The sequence below is a fragment of the Spirosoma endophyticum genome (assembly GCF_900112365.1).
In the GTDB taxonomy this organism is placed as follows: domain Bacteria; phylum Bacteroidota; class Bacteroidia; order Cytophagales; family Spirosomataceae; genus Spirosoma; species Spirosoma endophyticum.
Window position 1 is genome coordinate 280025 of the sequence record NZ_FOLQ01000007.1, and the last position, 21033, is coordinate 301057.

Annotated in this window: 13 protein-coding genes; 5 read left to right on the plus strand and 8 right to left on the minus strand. The window is 50.3% G+C overall.

The features are described from left to right. Positions 1 to 151: 151 nt before the first annotated feature. On the plus strand, positions 152 to 2314 hold the full coding sequence (gene ppk1, locus BM202_RS19420; protein WP_093829151.1) for a polyphosphate kinase 1: 2163 nt from the start codon (positions 152 to 154) through the stop codon (positions 2312 to 2314). Here the strand turns inward: ppk1 and BM202_RS19425 are convergent. The 4 genes from BM202_RS19425 to BM202_RS37290 all read right to left on the minus strand — a co-directional run bounded on the left by BM202_RS19425 (position 2298) and on the right by BM202_RS37290 (position 5944). Next, positions 2298 to 4121 carry a cytochrome c peroxidase gene (locus BM202_RS19425; RefSeq protein WP_093829153.1) on the minus strand — a complete coding sequence of 608 codons (1824 nt, stop codon included), beginning with the start codon at positions 4119 to 4121 and terminating at the stop codon, positions 2298 to 2300. The genes ppk1 and BM202_RS19425 overlap by 17 nt on opposite strands. Before the next feature lie 75 nt (positions 4122 to 4196). Further along, positions 4197 to 5165, minus strand: coding sequence for a PhoX family protein (locus BM202_RS19430; protein ID WP_245776715.1), 969 nt, complete (start codon positions 5163 to 5165; stop codon positions 4197 to 4199). 177 nt (positions 5166 to 5342) lie between these two features. Continuing rightward, positions 5343 to 5672 (minus strand): ATP--guanido phosphotransferase, encoded by a 330-nt coding sequence (locus BM202_RS38255; RefSeq protein WP_245776716.1) that lies wholly within the window; start codon positions 5670 to 5672, stop codon positions 5343 to 5345. Positions 5673 to 5797: 125 nt separating this feature from the next. Continuing rightward, positions 5798 to 5944: a hypothetical protein gene (locus tag BM202_RS37290; protein WP_177236627.1), complete on the minus strand. Its 147-nt coding sequence runs from the start codon at positions 5942 to 5944 to the stop codon at positions 5798 to 5800. Positions 5945 to 6225: 281 nt separating this feature from the next. On the opposite strand from BM202_RS37290, the gene BM202_RS19435 reads away from it, so the two are divergent. After that, the gene (locus BM202_RS19435; RefSeq protein WP_093829155.1) at positions 6226 to 9981 is read left to right on the plus strand and encodes a lamin tail domain-containing protein; all 3756 of its coding nucleotides are present in this window, start codon (positions 6226 to 6228) and stop codon (positions 9979 to 9981) included. 139 nt (positions 9982 to 10120) lie between these two features. Here the strand turns inward: BM202_RS19435 and BM202_RS19440 are convergent, their stop codons facing one another. The 3 genes from BM202_RS19440 to BM202_RS19450 form a co-directional block, all read right to left on the minus strand. After that, entirely contained in the window at positions 10121 to 10375 is a 255-nt protein-coding gene (locus tag BM202_RS19440; RefSeq protein WP_093829157.1) for a hypothetical protein, read from the minus strand. A 233-nt stretch (positions 10376 to 10608) separates the two neighbouring features. Continuing rightward, positions 10609 to 12456, minus strand: coding sequence for an alkaline phosphatase (locus BM202_RS19445; protein WP_093829159.1), 1848 nt, complete (start codon positions 12454 to 12456; stop codon positions 10609 to 10611). Between the two features lie 157 nt (positions 12457 to 12613). Further along, the gene (locus tag BM202_RS19450; protein ID WP_093829161.1) at positions 12614 to 13300 is read right to left on the minus strand and encodes a hypothetical protein; all 687 of its coding nucleotides are present in this window, start codon (positions 13298 to 13300) and stop codon (positions 12614 to 12616) included. Positions 13301 to 13623: 323 nt separating this feature from the next. On the opposite strand from BM202_RS19450, the gene BM202_RS19455 reads away from it, so the two are divergent. The 3 genes from BM202_RS19455 (at position 13624) to BM202_RS19465 (ending at position 18559) form a co-directional block, all read left to right on the plus strand. Then, positions 13624 to 16509: a TonB-dependent receptor gene (locus BM202_RS19455; protein ID WP_093829163.1), complete on the plus strand. Its 2886-nt coding sequence runs from the start codon at positions 13624 to 13626 to the stop codon at positions 16507 to 16509. A gap of 48 nt (positions 16510 to 16557) precedes the next feature. Further along, positions 16558 to 18249 (plus strand): IPT/TIG domain-containing protein, encoded by a 1692-nt coding sequence (locus tag BM202_RS19460; protein WP_093829165.1) that lies wholly within the window; start codon positions 16558 to 16560, stop codon positions 18247 to 18249. Between the two features lie 109 nt (positions 18250 to 18358). Then, entirely contained in the window at positions 18359 to 18559 is a 201-nt protein-coding gene (locus tag BM202_RS19465) for a hypothetical protein (protein ID WP_093829167.1), read from the plus strand. Here the strand turns inward: BM202_RS19465 and BM202_RS19470 are convergent. Then, a complete protein-coding gene (locus BM202_RS19470; RefSeq protein ID WP_093829169.1) occupies positions 18556 to 20961 on the minus strand; it encodes a TonB-dependent receptor in 2406 nt (801 codons plus the stop codon). The genes BM202_RS19465 and BM202_RS19470 overlap by 4 nt on opposite strands. Positions 20962 to 21033 lie beyond the last annotated feature (72 nt).

The window sequence follows — 21033 nt, forward strand, 5'->3', positions numbered from 1 at the left end:
AACAAGACTTTCTACTTAAATGATACGTAGTTATCCTGCTTGATCACGGACATCGTGGATAAATTTAATAATTTGGTAATGAGATAGACCTGTCCTGGCGGGTTATAAGAACACGACTAGTCAAAACGATCTGATTAGTTATACCCCATGAATGATGGAAGACCACAATCAGTACACAGACCGGGATTTGAGTTGGTTGTCGTTTAATTACCGCGTCCTGATGGAAGCCACAGACCCAACGGTTCCTCTAGCAGACCGGGTCAAATTTCTGGCTATTTATTCCGCCAATCTGGATGAATTCTTTCGGGTACGCGTAAGTTCGCTGCGGAGTTTGATTTCCCTGCATAAGAAAAAAATAACCAAACGACTGGGTAGCGATCCTCAGCAGACACTGACACAGGTGCTGGAGGTGGTAGATCGGCAGCAGAACTACTATAACAGGCTCTTTCAGGAACAGTTACTGCCTCAGTTGCAGCAACACGGAATCATTCTCTATCAGCAACAACCGCTCCTGGAAGTCCATCGGCTGGAAGTGGATCGGTTTTTTCGGAGTACGGTAATGGCCTATCTACAACCGGTATTTATTGGCTCCTGGCAGTCTGCAAAAGGTAAACGTCGACTCCCGTTTCTTGATAGCCATGCCCTGTATTTAGCAGTGATCCTTCGACCTAAAGCAGACGGGTTTACCAGCCAGCGTGATCAGGTTGAGGAGTCTTTAGATGGCCATCAGTTTGCCTACGTAAATATTCCGGTCGATAAACTCGCCCGGTTCGTGACCCTTTCGGTCATCGACGAACAACACTATTTCACCTTTCTGGATGAAGTAATCCGAGCCAATCTGTCCGTTATCTTCCCCGGTTATGAATTACTGGGCTCTTTTAGTTTTAAGCTCAACCGGTCAGAAGACATTGATATCAAAGATGAATACCGGGGTAATCTGGTCAAAAAAATTAAACGACAACTAAAAAAACGGCAAACAGCCCCACCCGTCCGGTTTTTATACGATGGAAGTATAGATAAAGATTTACTGAATCCGTTTACCCGCCTTTTCAACGTGCTGCCCGACGAACTACAGGCGGGTGGCCGCTACCATAGCCTCAGCGCCTTACTGAAATTACCTTTACCCGCAGGACCTGACATGGTGTCTCCCGCCATGGTACCCCTGCTAAGGCCTGAATTGGATCAACAGGAGTCTATGCTAGCGGCTATCAACCTGAAAGACCGTATCCTGCATTTTCCTTATCAGTCCTACGAGTATGTTCTTCGCTTGTTCAATGAAGCGGCCATCGATCCACTGGTGCATCAGATTGACGTAACACTTTACCGGATTGCCGCCGATTCGCTCATCGCCAACGCCCTGATCAGTGCCGCTCACAATGGCAAGCGGGTGAGTGTGTTTGTGGAAGTCAAAGCCCGGTTTGATGAAGCCAATAATTTGCAGTGGGCTGAGCAGCTAAAAGCGGCTGGTGTCCGTATTTTCTATAGCCTGCCAGGCATAAAAGTACACGCTAAGATGGCGTTAATTAAACGACGGCCCCAGACGGCAACGGACAAGCCGACCCAGTACGCTTACCTGGCCACGGGTAATTTTAATGAAGTGACGGCCGAAATTTACGCTGACCACGGTTTGATGACCAGTCATAAGCCCCTGGTACGGGAGGTGAAAAAGGTGTTTGATTACCTGGAAAAACAGAAACCCATCGGAAAATTGCGCCATTTGCTGGTGTCTCCCTTTACGCTTCAGGATCGTTACCTGGACCTTATTGATCGGGAAATCAGCTTTGCCAGAAAAGGACGTACCGCCCGACTCACGCTTAAGGTAAACGGCCTGGAAGAGTCCGTGCTGATCGACAAGCTTTACGAAGCCAGCCGAGCTGGTGTCGTTATCGATCTGCTCGTTCGAGGAATTTGTTGTCTGGTACCAGGTGTCCCAGGCATGAGTGAAACCATTCGGGTGATTCGTTTGGTTGATCGGTTTCTGGAACATGCCCGGGTGGCGATCTTCCATAACGATGGCCAGGAGGAAATCTTTCTGGCGTCCGCCGATTGGATGACGCGCAACATCTACCACCGCGTGGAGGTGGGCTTTCCCATTTATGATCCTGAGGTACGAACGGAAATCCGGCAACTCATTGCTTTCCAGCTAGCGGATAACACCAAAGCCTGCCTGATTGACCAGCAGGGTACTAATCAACCTATTCGGAACCCGGAAGCAACTCCTGTGCGCGCTCAATACGCTAGTTACGATTGGCTAAAGCAACGAGCATCACCGGAAAGCGAACCGGGCATACGTGAATCTACAGCGCCTTCATAAACGCTACTAAGGACTTCTTTTCTGCGCTTGTGAGATGCAATGAATCGAAGGGCAACGTTTGATTCTCAAGGCCGAACCCTAACCCATTTCCTCCTCCTTTATCATAAAAATCCACGACCTCTTCCAGCGTCCTATACACCCCATTGTGCATATACGGTGCCGTTTTTACTACGTGGCGAACGGTTGGCGTTTTAAATGCATAACGGTGTGGCTCCCGTTTGGTCAGGATGAATTTGCCTACATCGGTGTCCACGTGTCGACCAGCCGCTGTGGCGGGCGTTCCAATGACTTCACTTTCGGTTTCCTGATAGGCGGGGGGAACTGTTCCATTAAACAGTGGAAAGAAGTGGCACGTAGCGCACTTGGCTTTGCCCATAAACAAGTTGAATCCGAGTTTTTCGTCGGCTGTCAGTGCTACAGTCTGTCCCCGCAACTGCCGATCAATTCGAGAGTCCAGGCTGGTCAATGAGCGAATATAACTAGCCAGGGCGTTCTTGAGGGAAGCCTCACTGACGCCTTCCGGGTAAGCTTTGGCGAAGAGAGCCTGATATGGCGGATGCTGTTGTAATGCCTCGACCGCCTTGGGCAACGATCCGTGCATTTCATCTTTATTTTGAATCACATCGCTGGCCTGATCTTCCAGGAACACGACCCGGGAATCGGCAAATTGAACGGCTTGCAGAGCCGCGTTGAGCAATGTTGGCGCGTTACGAGCGATTCTCCGACCTGCGAAACCAACGGCCAGGCTCGCAGGCTCACCGTCCGTAAACGCGCGCGCTGGCTGATGGCAGCTGGCGCACGTGCGCCCTGGGTGTCCGGATAAAATGGGATCAAAAAACAGCAACTTTCCTAACGCAGTCCGTTCTGGGGTGACTCGCTGCTGACTAAAGTTGACAAAATAGCTGGGATCAAAGGCCCCGGAATCGGTCAGTGTGCGTGCCGACGGATTCAATAACCGACTCTCCGTAAATGTGGTAACATTCAATACGTTCTGAGCATCCAGCAGTAAGCCACTTAGTACATTGGCCTGCTGAGCAATGAAGCTCAGCCGGTCGAACCGATCGAAATCGGGTGCTGAGGAAAGTGTATGCTGAGCCATATTGAACGCCCGATCGAGACGACTGGCCAGATTGGCATCGTGCGTGTCAAGATCATAGTGGCCAACCTGCTTTTGTAAGCTCTCAATGGCGCTGGCTGTCTCAGGAAGTGAATAAAAGGCTACCGGGGAGTCGAATCCAGTAATGCCCAGCGTAATCAGGCGAAACACCTCCAGTCGCATCGCATCGAACACATGACTGTCGGTTACCTCGTTGCCCTGCGAAATCAATCGAAGGCGGTTGACGTTCGAACGCAAGACAGCCGCATGCTGCACCGCTTCTGCCTGCCGGGCCGAATCAACTATGGGAAATAGCAACTCTTCCAGCACCTGAAATCCCTCCGGCGCATTCACGCGCAAATCGTCGTCGACTTCGGGAATGTTCGCTCCATTGAGGGCTTTGGTGGTCTCGGGACTGTAATAGGCCGACAAGAATTCGACGCGCTTGTAGGCTAATCGGGCTCGCCGAAACGCAGCCTGCTGGATGGGACTGGTTTGCCTGGCCAGGATGGCTCGTTGTAATTGATTGACTGTGCTGTCGAGCAGGTCGGTATCCTGCATGAATTGCACCTTAACGGCCTGGGCGGGCGTCGGTCTGGATTGTAGCCAGAAGTATACACCAAGACCCAACCCTACTCCCAACAAACACCCGATCAGCAGGCGAAGCCAGTTTTGCTTTTTGGGTGAGGTGTAGATAGAATCGGAAACCATTTTGAAAATGGAGTTAGTATAGAAAGCCTGACCGGAAACGTTTCCGGTCAGGCAGGCAAAAGCACGTAGTGACAGTTAACGGGGTAAGCCTTCAATCAGAATAAGTTGGCTAGCCTGATTTTCGGCCTTCCGAACCGAGCCACCATCAACGCCCAGGTATTTATCCCCTCTCCAGGTATGCGCCTGAATGCCCAGCATGAATGTATTCGGACGACCTGTTACGTCGGACACGTCAATCATGCCACTACTTTCCCACGAGCCAAATTTCGATACACCCCCCACATTGTACTTAGCTGCGTCAGCTTCGGTCCGGCGATGGTCCAGCACCAGAATCGGTGTTAGTTTGCCTGAACTCAGTTCGTATTGATACACATAAGCATCGTGTTTCTCATCCCCGTATTCGTTGGGATCTTCCATGATATAGGCATAATTGGTAGTGACGCAGATGTTGTCCGGGTCCTGGAACATATTCGCGGGACCAGTACGATCGTCACCATTGAGTACTACCTCCAGTTTCCCCTTTGTAGGATCAGCTGCGTCCAGTGTCAACCGGTAGATACGGCCATATTTCGACCGTGAATAATCCGCATTGACGCCTGTATTATTCTGCCCGGTCACCGTAAAAAATACTTCCCGGCCATTTGCTCCACTCCCTTTGCGATAATCCACATCTTCTACACGGCCGAATTTAATGGCTTTTAACTCGTTCACTTTCCCGTTGATCTGGGCTCCAGTCAGGGTTTTGTGGTTATCGATCTTGACGAATTCGACGTCGTATTTTACGCCCGTTGTCATATCCATTTCCCGTTGATTGCCATCCGTACGTTTGAGCATGTGTAGAGCACCATTTTCCAGGTCACCTACCGTATTGGTCAGATATAGCGCTACCTGTCCACCATTCACATCCGAATCATCATCCCCGATGACAATGGCGGTTTTGCCCGGATAGGCGGTTTTGGGGAGAGGTAATGCATTCTCAGCGCTCCAGCGTCCTAGCGCTGGTACTTCCCGCGAGATGGCAGCCTGCTGCGCATCCGCGTTCACCGGCAGGGCATGCGTACGGGATTCCTGACCGCTTTCGCCACAGGTCAGAAAGACGGGGCCAAATCCATGCTCCAGCGGGGTAACTAACGTAGCAGAGCAAAGCCGCCAGGTTCCCCCATCTGAGTTAAGGATGTATTCACCCTTGACCGGTTTAAAGGACGCATCGAGCTTGATACGCTAAACCGCAAAATTGTCTTCGTTGTTCACCAGGACCGTGTAGGTTTTATCGGGATTCTGAAAAATACCCGCTCCATCCGCCGAACCACCAAATACGTAGCCTGGCGACTGCTCCAGTTGATCGTCACTGCTCAGCAGCGAGTATAGTTTAATGCCGTCGGCGGCCAATCGGCCACCCGCCCCTGGCAGTACTTTAGCTAGGACGGGAGTGACCGAGCGGTTTTGAACGGTGATGGCCGGGCTATCGGGTGCCCGATGATCCTGACAGGCAGCCAGTGCCAGTACGGAAAATGCCGATGTAGCCGATAAGAACAGGTGATTCAGATTCATAATTTGTGTTAGTAGATTATTCCACAAAAAAACGAATATGCTTTGGGCTGACTGAATCAATCGGATTACGATTCTGCTACCAATTTAACGGCGTATTAATACAATTTTAATATCTCTGTAGTGGGTCAGACCAATAGGTTCAGTCCAATGGTAATTGCCAGAAAAAGAACTACGAACAGCACAAACCGGAGTTTAGCCCCCCGGTCGTAGTGGACATAGACACTATTACCCGCCAGTAAATTCATGAGTTCATTGATCCAATGAGTCAACATAGGTAAACAGACACACGACTGAGTGAGAAGGACCGCAAATATATTAGATGGTACGGCTTCCCAGATTACCTAATTATTATCTTCCTGAGTAAGAAACTGAATTCGCCAGGATACGCCATTGGCCTGGACCAGAAGGTCGACAGAAACTCCGTCCGACTATTGAAAACGCTACTACTGTCTGAATGAATTGTTACGTAACGTCCTCACAATATAACAATTAGGTAACAAAAAGGAGGAGTGGGCTAAACTAGCTTTGTGCCTGAATAACTCATTACTCTTTCATGAAAAAAACGTTACGAAAGCCTCTCTTCCGGCCCTTATCCATATGCCTGGCTCTACTGCTCAACTGGGCCTTCCTGTCAGGCGTACAGGCACAGACAACGGTAGTGCAATGGAATTTTAACTCGCCAACGCCAGATGCCAATACAGCTACCGGCACAACAACGCCCTCGACAGGAACCGGCTCCCTGACAACGGTGGGCGGAACAACCGCTTCCTTCGCCAGTGGCGATGCGAGTGGGGGCTCTACTGACCCCGCCACCGGTGATGACAGTGGGCTTGGCATTACCGCCTTTTCGGCTCAGGGAACTGGCGACAAGACACGTGGCATCGAATTCAGTACCAGCACGACCAGTTTTCAGAGCCTTACTGTTTCCTGGGATCAGCGGTTTAGTAACACAGCGCCAAACCTGGCCCGGCTCCAATATTCCGTTGATGGCGGGGTTACCTATCTCGATACGCCAGTGGCCGTTACGGCCACTTCTGGTGATACCTGGTTCAACGCCCGTTCAGTCGACCTGTCAGCCATCACGGCTCTCAACAATCTTGCCGTAGTACGTTTTCGAATTCTGGCTGAATTCTCTCTGCCTGCATCATCTCCCAACAGTTACGCAGCGGCTGGTCCTACTGCCACTTACGGTACCACCGGTACCTGGCGATTCGACATGCTTACCGTTCGAGCTGCTTCCTTTGTGGCTCCCCAGCCTGACCTGACGGTTTCACTCAGCGCACCCGTTTCGGCGACACTTAATCAACCATTCAATTACTCGCTGGTGGTGAGCAATCCGGGCAATGCCAATGCGTCGGGAATTTTGGCTCAGTTTGAGCTTCCGGCTCCAACCAGTCTAACCTACAGTTCGGCAACGGAAGCCAGTGGTTTTACGGCTAGCCAGACGGGGAGTATCATCACATTTTCAGGTGGCTCCCTAACAGCAGGTACCAGTACGACGCTGACGATCAACGTAACACCCATCATAACGGGGAATGTAACCAGTGGCACAGCACTGGTTGACCCGTCAAATACGGTGGCCGAAAGCAACGACGTGAATAACTCCGCACCGGCGGTAACGGTCAATGTGGGCGTAGCGCCGGTTGGTCAGATGCGGATCACCGAATATGCCTACGATGGCGCAGGAACGGGTGGTGAGTTTATTGAGCTAACTAATGTCGGGACGGCCGCTGTCGATCTGACGGGCTGGAGTTTTGACGATAGTAGCCGCCAGCCTGGCTCATTCGCGATAGGTGGATTGGGCGTCGTGCAGCCGGGTGAATCGGTTATTATTGCTGAAAATGCAGCCAACGCCTTCCGTACCGCCTGGTATCTGCCCGCTACGGTCAGGGTGATTGGTGGAAATGACCAGAATTTGGGACGCGGTGATGAGATCAATATCTATGACGCATCGAACGCCCTGGTTGATCGATTGACGTATGGTGATAACGTAGCGGGAGTAGGTGGACCGCGTACGCAAAACATAAGTGCCTGGACAATGCCCGGTAACCTCGGTGCTAACACCGTCACTAACTGGCAGTTATCGACTGTAAACGATGCCCAACATTCATATGCCTCCGTGTCAGGCAACGTAGGTAATCCGGGTGGCTACAACGTTCCGCTCAATCGGGTTATCGTGCGTGAATCGGGCAATACGACCAACATAGCGGAGGGTGGCGCATCGGATACGTATACGATGGTGTTAAACAGTCAGCCAACGGCCGACGTCGTGGTGACCCTTGCGTCCGGTTCGCAACTGGCAACCAACCCGACTACCTTGACGTTTACGCCAGCTAATTACAATGTCACACAAACCATCTCCGTTTCGGCGGTGGATGACAACGTAGTGGAGGGCATTCATTCAGGCATTATTACGCATAGCGCCATCAGTTCGGATGCAGCCTACAACGGGATTACCATCAATCCGGTTTCTGTAACCATTACCGATAACGACGTAGCAGTGGGTACTTCGCCCACGATCGCTGTTGCCAGTACGACAACGGCTTACCTGAGCGCATCGGCTGTTAGTGGCATTATCAGTGACCCAACCGATCCCGCCCGTACGCTCGGTATTGATTTCATCATCAATGATACCGACACCCCCGTTAGCAGCCTGAGCGTAACGGCCAGCACCAACAACACCAGCGTTGTGCCGACGGCTAATCTGAACCTGACGGGGAATGATGCCAGCCGAAACCTCAAAATTACACCCACTGGTATTGGGTATGCCACCATCACCGTGACGGTTACAGACGGCAGTAACGCGACCTCCTATGTAATTAACTATGCCGCTTCGGCCGCGTCGACCAGCACCAGCCGTTTCCATACGGGCTCTAGTGATGCATCGACCGCCGTTGATGCCGGTGGAGGCTACATGCTGGTGGCGGATGATGAGAATCAGGTACTTCGACTTTACAACCGGACCAATTCAGGGTTGCCCGTCAATGGATTTGATTATACGTCCTCGCTGGGGTTGACCGATATATCGGGTGGTGTCCCCCGCGAAGTGGATATTGAATCGTCTGTGCGGGTTGGCGACCGGATCTACTGGCTTGGTTCGCACAGCAATTCGTCGGGTGGCGCCAACCGTCCTAACCGTAGCCGCCTGTTTGCTACGGACGTAGTAGGCAGCGGAGCCAGCACGACTCTTAGCTACATCGGTCGATACGATGGCTTGAAAACAGACCTGATCAATTGGGATGTCAACAATGGGCATGGTCTCGGAGCAAACTATTTTGGTTTACAGGCGAGCGCGGCAACGGGTATAGCGCCGGAAGCCGACGGCGGTACTGGGTTCAATATCGAAGGGCTCACTATCGCACCCGATGGCACCACCGGCTATCTATCGTTCCGTGCTCCCATCTCGCCCGCATCGAACCGAACAAAAGCGTTGATTGTGCCGGTTACAAACTTTACCTCGCTGGTGTCAGGGAATCCATCCAACACGCTGGCTACGTTCGGTGCTCCCATTTTATTCGATCTGGGAGGGCGCGGCATTCGGGAAATCAAAGGGAATGGTAACGGACAGTACCTGATTGTGGCAGGCCCATCGGGCGGTGCCGGCGCGGACCCGAATGCGTTTAAACTCTATACCTGGACGGGTAACGCGGCCGATGCGCCTGTTCTTCGGGCGGCCGATCTGAGTGGATTGAGCGGAACGAGTGGCAGCAGCAGCATCGAGTCCATTGTAGAAGTACCGGCTTCACTGGACGAAACCAGCTCGATTCAGTTCGTACTGGACAACGGCGATCAGGTCTTTTACAACGACGGCACCATTGCTAAAGAGCTGTCGCAAAATACATTCAAGAAGTCTCGCAGTGACTATGCCACGGTAGGGGCGGCTATCCTGCCCGATCTGACATCCATTCTATCTACGCTTCCCTCTACCGTCTACGCTACGTCGCCCGTGACGTTGGTGATGGATGTATTTGAAGTGAACAACGTAGCCACCAGCGGACCAGCCACGGTTTATATCACCAAAGATCTGCTGGTCAGCTTGAGCTTCGATCAAACGGCGACCTTCGTTGGAGGCAAAATGGTGCAAAATAGCAACTGGACTTTCGATGCGGTATCGAACAAAAACTTTTATGTATTGACCACAACCCAACCAATAGGGCCAAAAGGCAAAGAGTCGGTCGGGCTAACGGGCGTGCTGAGTCCTGGTAATACTAAGGGTAGCCTGACCCTGAGTTCGCTGGTTGTTGGTGGCAATGAACTGAACATCACCAACAACGCCGATGCCGACAAGATTGACTATTTCAATAAGTAAGGTGCTGATTGGCAGGCTAAAAAATAGTAACGGCACTTAACCTACAATTACGCGGACTGGAGTTGGGTGCCACACCCCCTTACTACAAAAATAAACTCTGAACCTAACTGCCGACTCTATCAGGGTCGGCAGTTAGGTTTTACAAATCGGCCTGTTGATTGGTTATCTTCTTATAATCTTCCTGCGCTTTCTCCAGAAATTTCCTGGATTGATCAAGGCCTGTCATCATAGTTTGACGTAACGTAGTAACCGCTTCATCTTCCTCCATTCGGTTCACTTTTTCTAGCTGAACCTCCATTTTTACAATTACCTTTTCGTACGTCCTGATTACTTTTTGCAGTCGTTTCTTTAGTTTATTTAAAACCTGGCGCTCCGGTAGTTGGGTTGTTTTCATGGGTTGGGAATACGACTAGTTCATACTAAAAAGACCGGCCAAATCAAGTAGCCGATCTTTCGTTGTTTACTGCAAGTGTCTGGAATTGAAACTCAAATGTAGATGTTCACGCAAATAAATTTACCCCAGAACGGATTAATAACCTTTTGATAATATGCTCTTTTATAGCCTCAATATAAGGCAAAAATCTAGAAGGATAGATCTTAGAATGAGCGGATGGCTACGTTCATTGGCTAGTTGCCGGCGGGATGGTATTTCTGCAAAATGGTCATGATTTTATGCTGGATTTCGGTGTTTTCATAGACGCCCCGAAAATCCAGAGAATGCGGCCCGTACGCGAAAACGGGTACCATGATTCCCGAGTGATCGTTGGTGCTGAAGCTGCCATCGACATAACCGCGTTTCAGGTCACCATCTAGCAGACTAAGTCCGCCCGTTTCGTGGTCGGCGGTGATGATGACCAGCGTTTCGCCGTTTGAGTCGGCAAACCGTATGGCATCCCCAATAGTCCGATCGAAGTCCAGCATTTCCTGAACGACGTAGCGCACATCATTGGCATGACCACCGTAATCAATCTGGGCACCCTCCGCCATGACAAAAAAGCCTGCTTTGTTGGGCTGAAGCTCATGAATCGTTTTCTGAAGGCTTTCTTGTAAAAAGCCCTTCCGTCCCTTGCTGACCGCCACTACTGACGAGTCGTCGAGCAGCACAAAGGGGGATTTCAGACTTTCCAACTGGTTGAACGTAGTACTGATCCGATACCCACGCTGACGTAGCGTATCCAGCACTTTTTCTTCCTGAAAATACCGATACCCGCCCCCAATCAGAATGTCTACCGGATTGCGAAGAAAGTCGGATGCAATTTCCCGCTCGAACACGCGGTCGGGTTGGTGGGCATAAAAAGCGGCTGGCGTGGCGTCAGTAATCGCACCCGCCGAAATGAGTCCGCTACCCATGTTCCATTTCTTGATCAGTGCCGGAATTGCCGGGAGTGATTTACCCATCGAGTCGACACCGATGGCTCGATTATTCGTTTTTTGACCCGTAGCCATCGCCGTTCCTCCGGCTGCCGAATCGGTGATATACGTATCGGCTGCACTGGTTTTGGAAAAGCCAATGTTCAGAAGTTTAGCCAGATTTAAATCACCCCGGTTCGCCGTAAGGCCAGCATAAATCTGGGCCAGGCCCATGCCGTCGCCAATTAGCAGAATCACATTCTTGACGCGGCTCCGGCTATCGTTATTGCGGTACGTTGGCTGGTACGGGGCATGGGGCGCTGGATTCTGGTATTCAGCCGTTTGGCGCAGGCTGAGAAAATGCCCGAGAGCGGCAATCTGATCGGTATTGATGTAATCGACACCGAGATTCATCAGGGATTTCCAGGTATTGACGTTATCGGGCGTTGCCCAGAACCGGATTTTCTTGCCCTGTCGATGCACCTGCTGAACGACCTCCTGAATCTTCATCCGCTCTTTTTTGACAATCAATCCTTTGCCATTCCAGCGGGTATACTGTTTGAAGTCCTGACTGATCAGGCCGACATGCGTCAGCTGGTCGGGCGTGTAGGCAACAGCAGGCCGACCGTCGAACTGAAGCCAGGTTGGATAAGTAGCAAACTGGTCAGGTGATGGTACATTGCCACTCACAACAACCTTTACAACCCCGCCAGTCCCAAAAATGTCTGGATAGGCGCTTAAGGCACGTACCAGAATTGGTAATGACAGGCTGGCTGGCGTTTTTAAGTCGATCAGCCATTGTAGTCCATACTTGCCATCGGCGTAGATTTTCCCTTTGTTAGCGCGTACTTTTTCGACGATGGGCTTGACGTACAACGCTTCCAGTGTCCGGGCGGGCGAAATGTCGGCGGAGTCGTGAGCCACATAAAGCTGACCGTCACGAGCGTATATGTCCGCTTCGATGGACCCAAATCCCTGGTCGTAGGCTTGCCAGAATGGAATCGTCTGTTCATAGTCGTTGTGTGAATGCGCCTGAGCAGGCGCATAGGCAATGCCCGTCTGGGCCTGGCCAATAGACGCTGAGATAAGCCAGGCGATAAAAGATACAAGAAGTTGTTTCTGCATAAACTTATCAGAAAAATGCCCGGCTGAATGGCGTCACTCAGCCGAGCATTTGGGAAGTTCGTTTTTCTGCGCAAAACTAGGTGTGGATCATCTGGCAGGAAGGTGTATCCGCATTCTTAATAGATTGATAATATGACGATGCCTGTTTTATAGCTGGCTATTTTATCGTTCGCTGCGCTTCCCGTTTATAAAGTTGTAAACGGCCTCTGGCCACGCTCATCGCCTGATTCAATTGCTTATAGAGTTGATTCTGGGCGAATTGCATACTGCGTAATTTTTCTGATTCAACCATTGCCTGTTGCGATAGCGCATTGAACTGACTGGCCCGCAGCCGAAGTTCGTGCAGGCAATAAGCGGAGCGAACGGGCGTAAAATTGATCATTGGCAACAGATCAACCAACCAGCTAAAGTACCTGCCCAGCAAGGCGTAGGTATCCTCGTGCAGGCGAACGTCTTTATGAAGTACCGGTTTTCGTTTGTCAATCGGGAAGGTGTGGAGTGGTAAGCGATTAATTTTTCGGTGCAGGCTCTTGATCAGGTCGTTGGTTAACGTACCATCCTTAAACTGGTAATCAATGTCTTCCCATAGTTTATCCGTCAACTGTTTTATACAGCCATCTGTTCCGTTCGACAGTCGCATACGCTTTTCATAAAGGTCCCGGTAACGAAGCAACTGATTGTCGAATTGTTGATTGGTGGCTTCAATCTGTCTGATAAGTGCCTGTAGAATTGGCTCTTCGTCAACAGTCTTATTCCCGATTGATTTCACCAATGTCGACAGGTTGTCGGTAAGTTCAATTGCCTGCGTGAGTTTCTTCGACAGGACGCATTCGTAAGGTGTCATGTATTAACAATTTTCGCGGGGTACAGCCTGCCTTATTCTCGCAACAGATTTATAGTTTTTCCTTTATTGACAGAAAGACTTGCTGATCCGATTTTCATATTTTCCTGTATTTTTAGTGTTATCTATCAGATTAATAGCTAGTTAACGTAGTGAGGTGGCTACTGTGGGTCAACTGATCAACAAATTAACGGTAACAAGTTTGAGATTAAAACCAGATTAAAAAAAGTTAACACAAATGACCTATGAACATAACATTGGGGTAATCCCGGAGAAATCTCGGGCCGGTAGTTTTGCGGTGCGAAAGCGACATCCGAGCTACCATGATGAATCGAAGTATTTTATTTCTCCTCCTTTTTCTTTCATATGTTGCCGCCGTTGCGGCTAAAGATGCGCCCCTGGGCACTGTTCGTGGCACCATCCGGGATGAAAAAACGAAAGAAGCCCTCATCGGCTGCACAGTACGTATTGATGGTACGCAACTGGGCGTCACCACTGATGTTGAGGGTAATTTTGTCATCCCCAACGTACCCGCTGGAACCCAGAAAATTGTCATCTCCTACATTTCCTATAAGACGAAGGAAATTCCGAATGTTCGTGTCGAATCCGGGAATACAACGGTTGTTGAAACGGAATTAACGGTGGAAGGGCAAGCTCTTCAGGAAGTGGTTGTTCGGGGGAATCGAGCTACCAATACGGAGATAGCCGTAATTACCGAAATTAAACAGTTGAAGCCGATTGCGGTGGGGATTTCAGCCATGCAGATTCAGAAATCGCAGGATCGCGATGCGGCTGCCGCCATCCGCCGGGTGCCGGGCGTGAGCATTGTCGACAACCGGTTCGTGCTGATTCGTGGTTTGGGTACGCGCTACAACAACGTACTGATCAACGATGTAATCGCACCCTCCACCGAGGTGGAATCCCGCTCCTTTTCATTTGATATTGTGCCCAGCAACATCCTCGACCGGATGATTGTCTACAAGTCCGGCTCGGCTGAACTGCCGGGCGATTTTGCGGGTGGAGTGATCAAAATTTATACGAAACGTCGGCCCGAACAAAACTTTACGGATGTTGGCGTAACGGTTGGTTACCGGGCGAATACTACGTTCCAGAACGTTCAGACGCATTCGCGGGGCGGGTTGAGTTTCCTGGGCTTATGGGATGCCAAAAGTCAGTTGCCCAGTAGTTTTCCCGCTAAAGCGAGTGAATTTAACGGCTTAAGTTCGGTACGTCGGGCTTCCTACGCTCGTCTGTTGCCAAACGATTGGGCCTTGAAAAGTATATCGGTTGCCCCCGACGTACGGATTGCCGTTAATACCGGTCGTCGGTTCGAGCTGGGCAACGTACGTGTGAGCAATCTGACCAGCATCAACTACGCACTGACCAATCAATTCCAAGACGTCAACCTACGGCTGTATGAAAATACGACAGCCAACGACGTTCAGCAGGAATACAATGATGCTACGTATGCTCAGAATACCCGGTTAGGTATTTTACATAACTGGACTTTTCGATTCTCTCCCCGATTTACATTGGAATGGAAAACGCTGTATAATCAGTTAGGTGCAACGGAAACGGTTGTACGAAACGGAAGCTTTGTCATTGACGGAGTCGATGTGCGAAGTTATTCCGAGCGTTTCGAGAACCGTAGTATTCTGAACACACAGGTGTCGGGAGAGCATTCCCTTAGCGAATTAAGCAAGGTAAACTGGATTGCCAGTTATGGCTATTCGGGTCGTTGGGAGCCGGATTGGAAGCGGGCTCAATATACCCGGCCCGTTGGCGCAACGGGTCCCGATGGCCAGCCGGAACCCTTCCGGCTCAATGTCCCTGTTCAGCCAAGTCCGCTCAACCTAGGCCGATTCTACTCAAAGTTGAATGAGCAGGTGGTTTCAATGATTGGTAATTATGATCACACCTTCGGGAATCCAACAGACCGGGAGCCAAACCGCATTAAAGCGGGTTTCTACGGGGAGCGCCGTAATCGGGATTTTGCCGCCCGTTTCTACGGCTACGAACGGGTTGGGCTGATTAACAATATCAGTGGCCTGGCAATTGGACAGGCGTTAGCGCCCGAGAATGTAACGGGTCGGGAGGGTAGTTTCAGTCTTCAGGATGGCACGGTTGATAATGACTCCTATAATGGCCAGACGACCTACGCGGCTGGCTATGTATCGGGTGATGTGAATATCGGGTCACGGGCCAACCTGACGCTTGGTTTTCGGGGTGAGTTCTATAACCAGACCCTTCGGTTAACATCGGCGGTTAAACCGTTGGTAGACAATAACATTTTCAGCCCGCTACCGTCGGTTAACTTTACGTACAAACTGACTGAACAGCAAAATCTGCGATTTGCATACTCCTCTACGGTCAACCGGCCTGAACTGCGGGAGTTAGCTCCTTTCCGGTATTACGATTTTGCCCGACAGATTGAAGTCATAGGGAATCCGCGTCTCAAAACCGCTACCATCCAGAACTTCGATGCGAAGTATGAATTCTACCCGACTCCGAATGAATTAATCTCAATCACGGCTTTCTATAAAAGCTTTAAAGACCCAATCGAATCATTCCTGATTCCAATTCCCGGAAACTTCATATTCACCTTCACCAACGCACTGGCCGCCCGGAATTATGGGGTAGAAATTGAATTCCGGAAAGGCTTTGCCAACTCTGGTAGCACCTTTCTCCAGAATCTTCAGATCGTTGGGAATGCCTCCTACATAAATAGCCGGGTTACAACGGCCGATTTCATTGAAGCGCCGGGCGCGGGTGGCGCTATTGAGCTTGTCGGTAACAGTACCGACCGGAAGCGAGCGTTGGCTAATCAGTCGCCATACCTCATAAACCTGGGTTTGTACTACGCTAATCCTACATCTGGCTGGCAGTACAACCTGCTGTACAATGTAGCGGGACCACGTATTTTCCTGGTGGGTAATATTGAAGACCCAACCACTTACGAAATGCCCCGGCACGTAGTGGATTTCAACATTAGCAAGACTATCAAACAGCAATTTGAAGTCCGGTTAGGTATCCAGGACATCCTTAACGCCCCTTTCCGTTTCGCTCAGGATTATAACGGCGATCGTAAGATCGGTAAAGACGTAACGTCCCGCAGTGCCGATGCGGACCAGAACTACATCAACTACCGACGGGGTCAATACGTAACCCTGACGGGTGTGTACACCTTCGGCCGACGAACCGTAGTGCCCTGATAATAACTACTCAACAAAAAATAATAATCAAATTAAACCAATCAACTTATGCTTTTTATCAAACGCTTCCAGTACATACTGCTTTGCGCATTGGGCTTGACGATGTTCATCTCAGCCTGTAAGAACAACGATACGCCAGGACCTGATCCACTTTCTATTACGAGCATCAATCCAACACAGGCTCCGGTGGGTGCGTCAATTGTGATTACCGGAACGAGTTTTAATACCACACCCACCAGCAATTCGGTTGTGTTTACCGGCAACGCCGTCGCGCAGGTAACGGCAGCTACGACAACCTCGATGACCGTGATTGTACCGACAACTGCACAGAACGGTCCTATTTCGCTTTCGTCGGGAGGTACGACGGTACAGTCACCATCTTTCACTATCTCGAATCGCGAGGTTGTTACGTTAGCTAATTCGATCACAGCCAGCCAGACCTTAACGGCGAACAAGATTTACGCGCTGAAGGGCTACGTTTACGTATCGAACAATGCCGTGCTGACCATTGAGCCAGGGACTATTATCCGGGGGTACAATGCCAGTCAGGACCCTGAAAATCAGAACCACCCCGGCACGCTGATCATTGAAAGAGGAGCGCGTCTGGAAGCCAAGGGAACAGCGGCTGCTCCCATTATTTTTACGTCGTCTCAGGCAGTAGGTGCTCGTAAATATGGCGACTGGGGCGGTATTGTCCTGATCGGTCGTGCACCCGTCAACCGAGGTAGCACAATTGGCTTCGAAGGAGGTATCCGAGGTACGTTCGATTCAAACCTGAATACGGCCAATGACAATTCGGGTACATTGCAATACGTTCGGATTGAGTTTCCGGGAGTTGCTTTGTCCACTACGGCCAATAGCGAAATTAACGGATTGACAATGTATCAGGTTGGCTCGGGTACGACCATCGACCACGTGCAGGTTTCGTATAGCGGTGACGATGCGTTCGAATGGTTTGGTGGTACGGTTAACGCCAAATACCTGGTTGCGCTACGTACGTTCGATGATGATTTCGATACAGATTATGGATACTCAGGTAAAGCGCAGTTTGGTGTTGCCCTGCGTGACCCGAATGTGGCCGACCAATCGGGTTCAGAAGCGTTTGAATCGGACAATTTCGATCCGGGTGTACCAGCCCCTGCCGGGCTTCCTCAGACAGCCCCAGTTTTCGCTAACTTTAGTGCGTTTGCATTCAATCCTGGCGTGCCCAGCAGTGCCAATACGGCGGGTGGTTCAGGCGCTTACCGGGCGGCCATGCACCTGCGTCGGAATACGTCGATCAGCATTTATAACTCCGTCTTTACCGGATTTCCAGAAGGTCTACGGCTGGAAGGTACGACGGCGGGTACGTTAGCAAACACGGCGAACGGCGGTCTGGAGTTACAAGGCATTGTATTGGGCAATTCTGAAATTCCAAATTCAACGACCGTGGTACGTGGTGTTGGCGACATTACGACGGACGTTGCTCAGACGTATTTCAATCTGGCTGCTCGTAAGAACCTGATTATAGGTACCGACATCACGTCGTTACTATTGAACGCGCAGAACTTCAACTTAACCGCCCCTAACTTCCTGCCACAGGCAACTTCCCCTTTATTGGTGGCGGCTAATGCGGTAACCGGTGGTAAACTGGCCGACGCGTTCTTCACGGCGGCTCCTTACCGGGGTGCTTTCAATACGGAGAACTGGCTGACTGGCTGGACTAATTTTGATCCACAGAATACGAATTACGATAAGTAATCTGCATAGCTAACCTTCAATAAAGACAGGAAAAGGCCGGGGCAATGCTCTGGCCTTTTCCTGTCTTATACTGCTATAAGTTGTCAATTTTGGATGAAAATTGACAACTATGCAAGACCATATTCACAACCTGCTCAATCGTTTCCAATACAGTGAGCAAGGGCAAGAAACCGCTGTCTTTCGTGTTCTTTTCAGTTATGAAGATCCGAGTCAGGTAATGTCTGATCTGGATATTCATAATGGCTACACACTTCGCAACCGGGTTAGCGTTTATTCGCCGGGTTTTAACCCGGCGATTCATCAACGCTAGAACGTAGCTCGTATAGAAACAATCAGGTTTCGACCCGGTGCCACCAGCCCTGAGCTATAAGGCCGGTATCGTTGATCGGTCAAGTTTTCCAGCCCAGCGTTGATCGACAGGTAATTCAGGAGCTGGTATTGAGCCTTTACATTGAGGGTGTACCAACTTGGCGAATACGGCTTTCCATCAGCGTCTATAGCATACATGTAATCTTTGCCCTGTTCTTCCTGCGCTAATCCTTTGTTCGTCACACCGCCGTTATATACGCCATATAGCTCAGCCCGTAGCCGGTTCGCTGTATAACTGAGCCGGGTAATGCCAAAATAAGGAGCCGCGTGCCGGATGGGGCTGGTTGTGCCATCATCCAGTTCTTCGTCGCCTTTCTGATACGTAAACTGCGACGCTAACCGGAAACCATTTCGCAGGTTGATTTCGAGACCGGCCTGCAACCCATACACCCTGGCTTGCGCTGCGTTCTGGATCGCCTGTACCTGACTGAGTTCACCATTGTAGACGATGCTGTCGCGACCGTTCAGCGTAAAGTTGCGTCGTACCAGCGCATTGTCCAGCAAGGTATAATAGCCCGTTACGTCCACTTTCACCGAATTGCCAATTGTTTTGGCGATGCCAATCTCCGCGTTATACGCATACTCGGCTTTTAGTGACGGATTGGGAATCACGACCGAACCGGGTGCCGAATCGAATACTTTGCCGATGTCATCTACGTTTGGTGAACGGAAACCTGTCGACAAATTGGCACTTAGCATCCAGGATTCCGACGGGCTATAAACGAGTCCGGCGCTACCCGTAAGCGCTCCGTTATTGAGTTTCGCCGAGGTAAATGGGAACGGATAGAATGTAGTTTCAAACTGAGAATTCAGGACAAACTGGTTATACCGGGCACCCGCCTGAAACGTCAATTGATCACTGGCTTTCAATTGATACGTCAGATAAGCCGCGTAGGACGCCCAGTTCGATTTGGGATAACGGGGAGCGCCGGGTGTCGTAACATTGGTAACAATATCCAGATTGGTAGCGGTGGAAATAACATCGTTATAGATTGCTTCAACGCCATAAAATACGCGCTGTTTCTGGTCAACTTGCTTATTGAAATCAACGCTGGCCGAGAAGGCATTGACTTTCTCCAGCGTAGTCCGGCGCTGGGGCGTATTTAAATCGCGGTCAATCCGGCTTTCTTCAAAAAACTGATGGGCCAGCCGAATCGCCATCTGATCGTAGATACCCGCCGATTTGGTGTGCGTCATCGTTAGGTTGTTCATCATCCATTCCTGCGGCCCGTAATTCCATTCGGCACTACGGGGTAGATTACGCCGGTAACGCAGTAAACGGTCATAGCGTGCATAATCGGAGGTGTTCGAGTAATGAAACCCATAATCAAACGTCCACTTTTCGTTTGGTTTGAAGCGTACTTTCTGAGTCAAATTGATCTGTGAATATCCACTTGGACGCTGTACCTGAGGATCGGGATTAGTAATAACCACATCTTTCCCATCGATTCGTTCCACGTATTCCTTCCGCAGGTACTCATTCGGGCCGTTCGTGCCCATGCGCAAATCGCCAAAATTGTTGTGGGATATACTGGTGGCGATAGCCCACTTTTGCCAGCCGACATTCACATCAACATGACCCGTAAGTTCACTATTAGCCGACGAATAACGACCCACGGCAGAACCCGATACGAACGTTTTGGCACCCGTTGCTAGTTTGGGCGTCAGCGTGTAAAAGCTCATCACACCCGCAATGGCGTCGCTCCCGTACATGACCGATCCCGGCCCAAACAGTACTTCGGTATTACTGATTGCGAACGGGTCGAGTGAGATCACGTTTTGCAGGTTACCACTCCGAAAAATAGCCGTATTCATGCGCACACCATCGACGGTGATCAACAGCCGGTTGGTCGAAAAGCCCCGAATCATGGGACTGCCGCCCCCTTGCTGACTTTTCTGGATAAACACCTCGCCCGACATACCCAACAAATCAGCCGCCGTTTGTGGATTCTGAAAGGCTACGTCCTTAGCTGAAATCGTAGTGATTTTAGCGGGAATATCACGTCTCGACTGATTCCATCGGTTGGCTGTTACCACCACCTGATCCAGCGAAACATAGGTTGGTTTTACGTAGATAGACCCGTTAGGTTTGGCTAACTCATCATACGTCAGGAGTTGTGTTTCGTATCCAACTGTCCGAACCTGAATTTGGGTAGCGCCTTTAAATGCCGAAATATTTACTTTCCCATTCGCGTCCGTAACGGCTGACGCCTTGGGGTTTTCGCTCGTAAGCGTTGCCCGTTCGAGCGGTCTGTAATCCTGTTGATCTTTCACAGTTATCTCCTGAGCGTAGCTTGTGAGGCATGCGCCCAGCAAAAAGCCGAGAATTATATGTTTTTTCATCTCTCCTGAATTAGTTTCATAACATGCAGATAAATAGAGGCTTAGCTGGCTTCATTTTCAGACGCTAGCAAG

Bases quoted from the DNA above. Each gene is read 5' to 3' on its own strand.
- ppk1 (WP_093829151.1), top strand. From the start codon at position 152: ATGATGGAAGACCACAATCAGTACACAGACCGGGATTTGAGTTGGTTG.
- BM202_RS19425 (WP_093829153.1), bottom strand. From the start codon at position 4,121: ATGGTTTCCGATTCTATCTACACCTCACCCAAAAAGCAAAACTGGCTT.
- BM202_RS38255 (WP_245776716.1), bottom strand. From the start codon at position 5,672: ATGAATCTGAATCACCTGTTCTTATCGGCTACATCGGCATTTTCCGTA.
- BM202_RS37290 (WP_177236627.1), bottom strand. From the start codon at position 5,944: ATGTTGACTCATTGGATCAATGAACTCATGAATTTACTGGCGGGTAAT.
- BM202_RS19435 (WP_093829155.1), top strand. From the start codon at position 6,226: ATGAAAAAAACGTTACGAAAGCCTCTCTTCCGGCCCTTATCCATATGC.
- BM202_RS19440 (WP_093829157.1), bottom strand. From the start codon at position 10,375: ATGAAAACAACCCAACTACCGGAGCGCCAGGTTTTAAATAAACTAAAG.
- BM202_RS19445 (WP_093829159.1), bottom strand. From the start codon at position 12,456: ATGCAGAAACAACTTCTTGTATCTTTTATCGCCTGGCTTATCTCAGCG.
- BM202_RS19450 (WP_093829161.1), bottom strand. From the start codon at position 13,300: ATGACACCTTACGAATGCGTCCTGTCGAAGAAACTCACGCAGGCAATT.
- BM202_RS19455 (WP_093829163.1), top strand. From the start codon at position 13,624: ATGAATCGAAGTATTTTATTTCTCCTCCTTTTTCTTTCATATGTTGCC.
- BM202_RS19460 (WP_093829165.1), top strand. From the start codon at position 16,558: ATGCTTTTTATCAAACGCTTCCAGTACATACTGCTTTGCGCATTGGGC.
- BM202_RS19465 (WP_093829167.1), top strand. From the start codon at position 18,359: ATGCAAGACCATATTCACAACCTGCTCAATCGTTTCCAATACAGTGAG.
- BM202_RS19470 (WP_093829169.1), bottom strand. From the start codon at position 20,961: ATGAAAAAACATATAATTCTCGGCTTTTTGCTGGGCGCATGCCTCACA.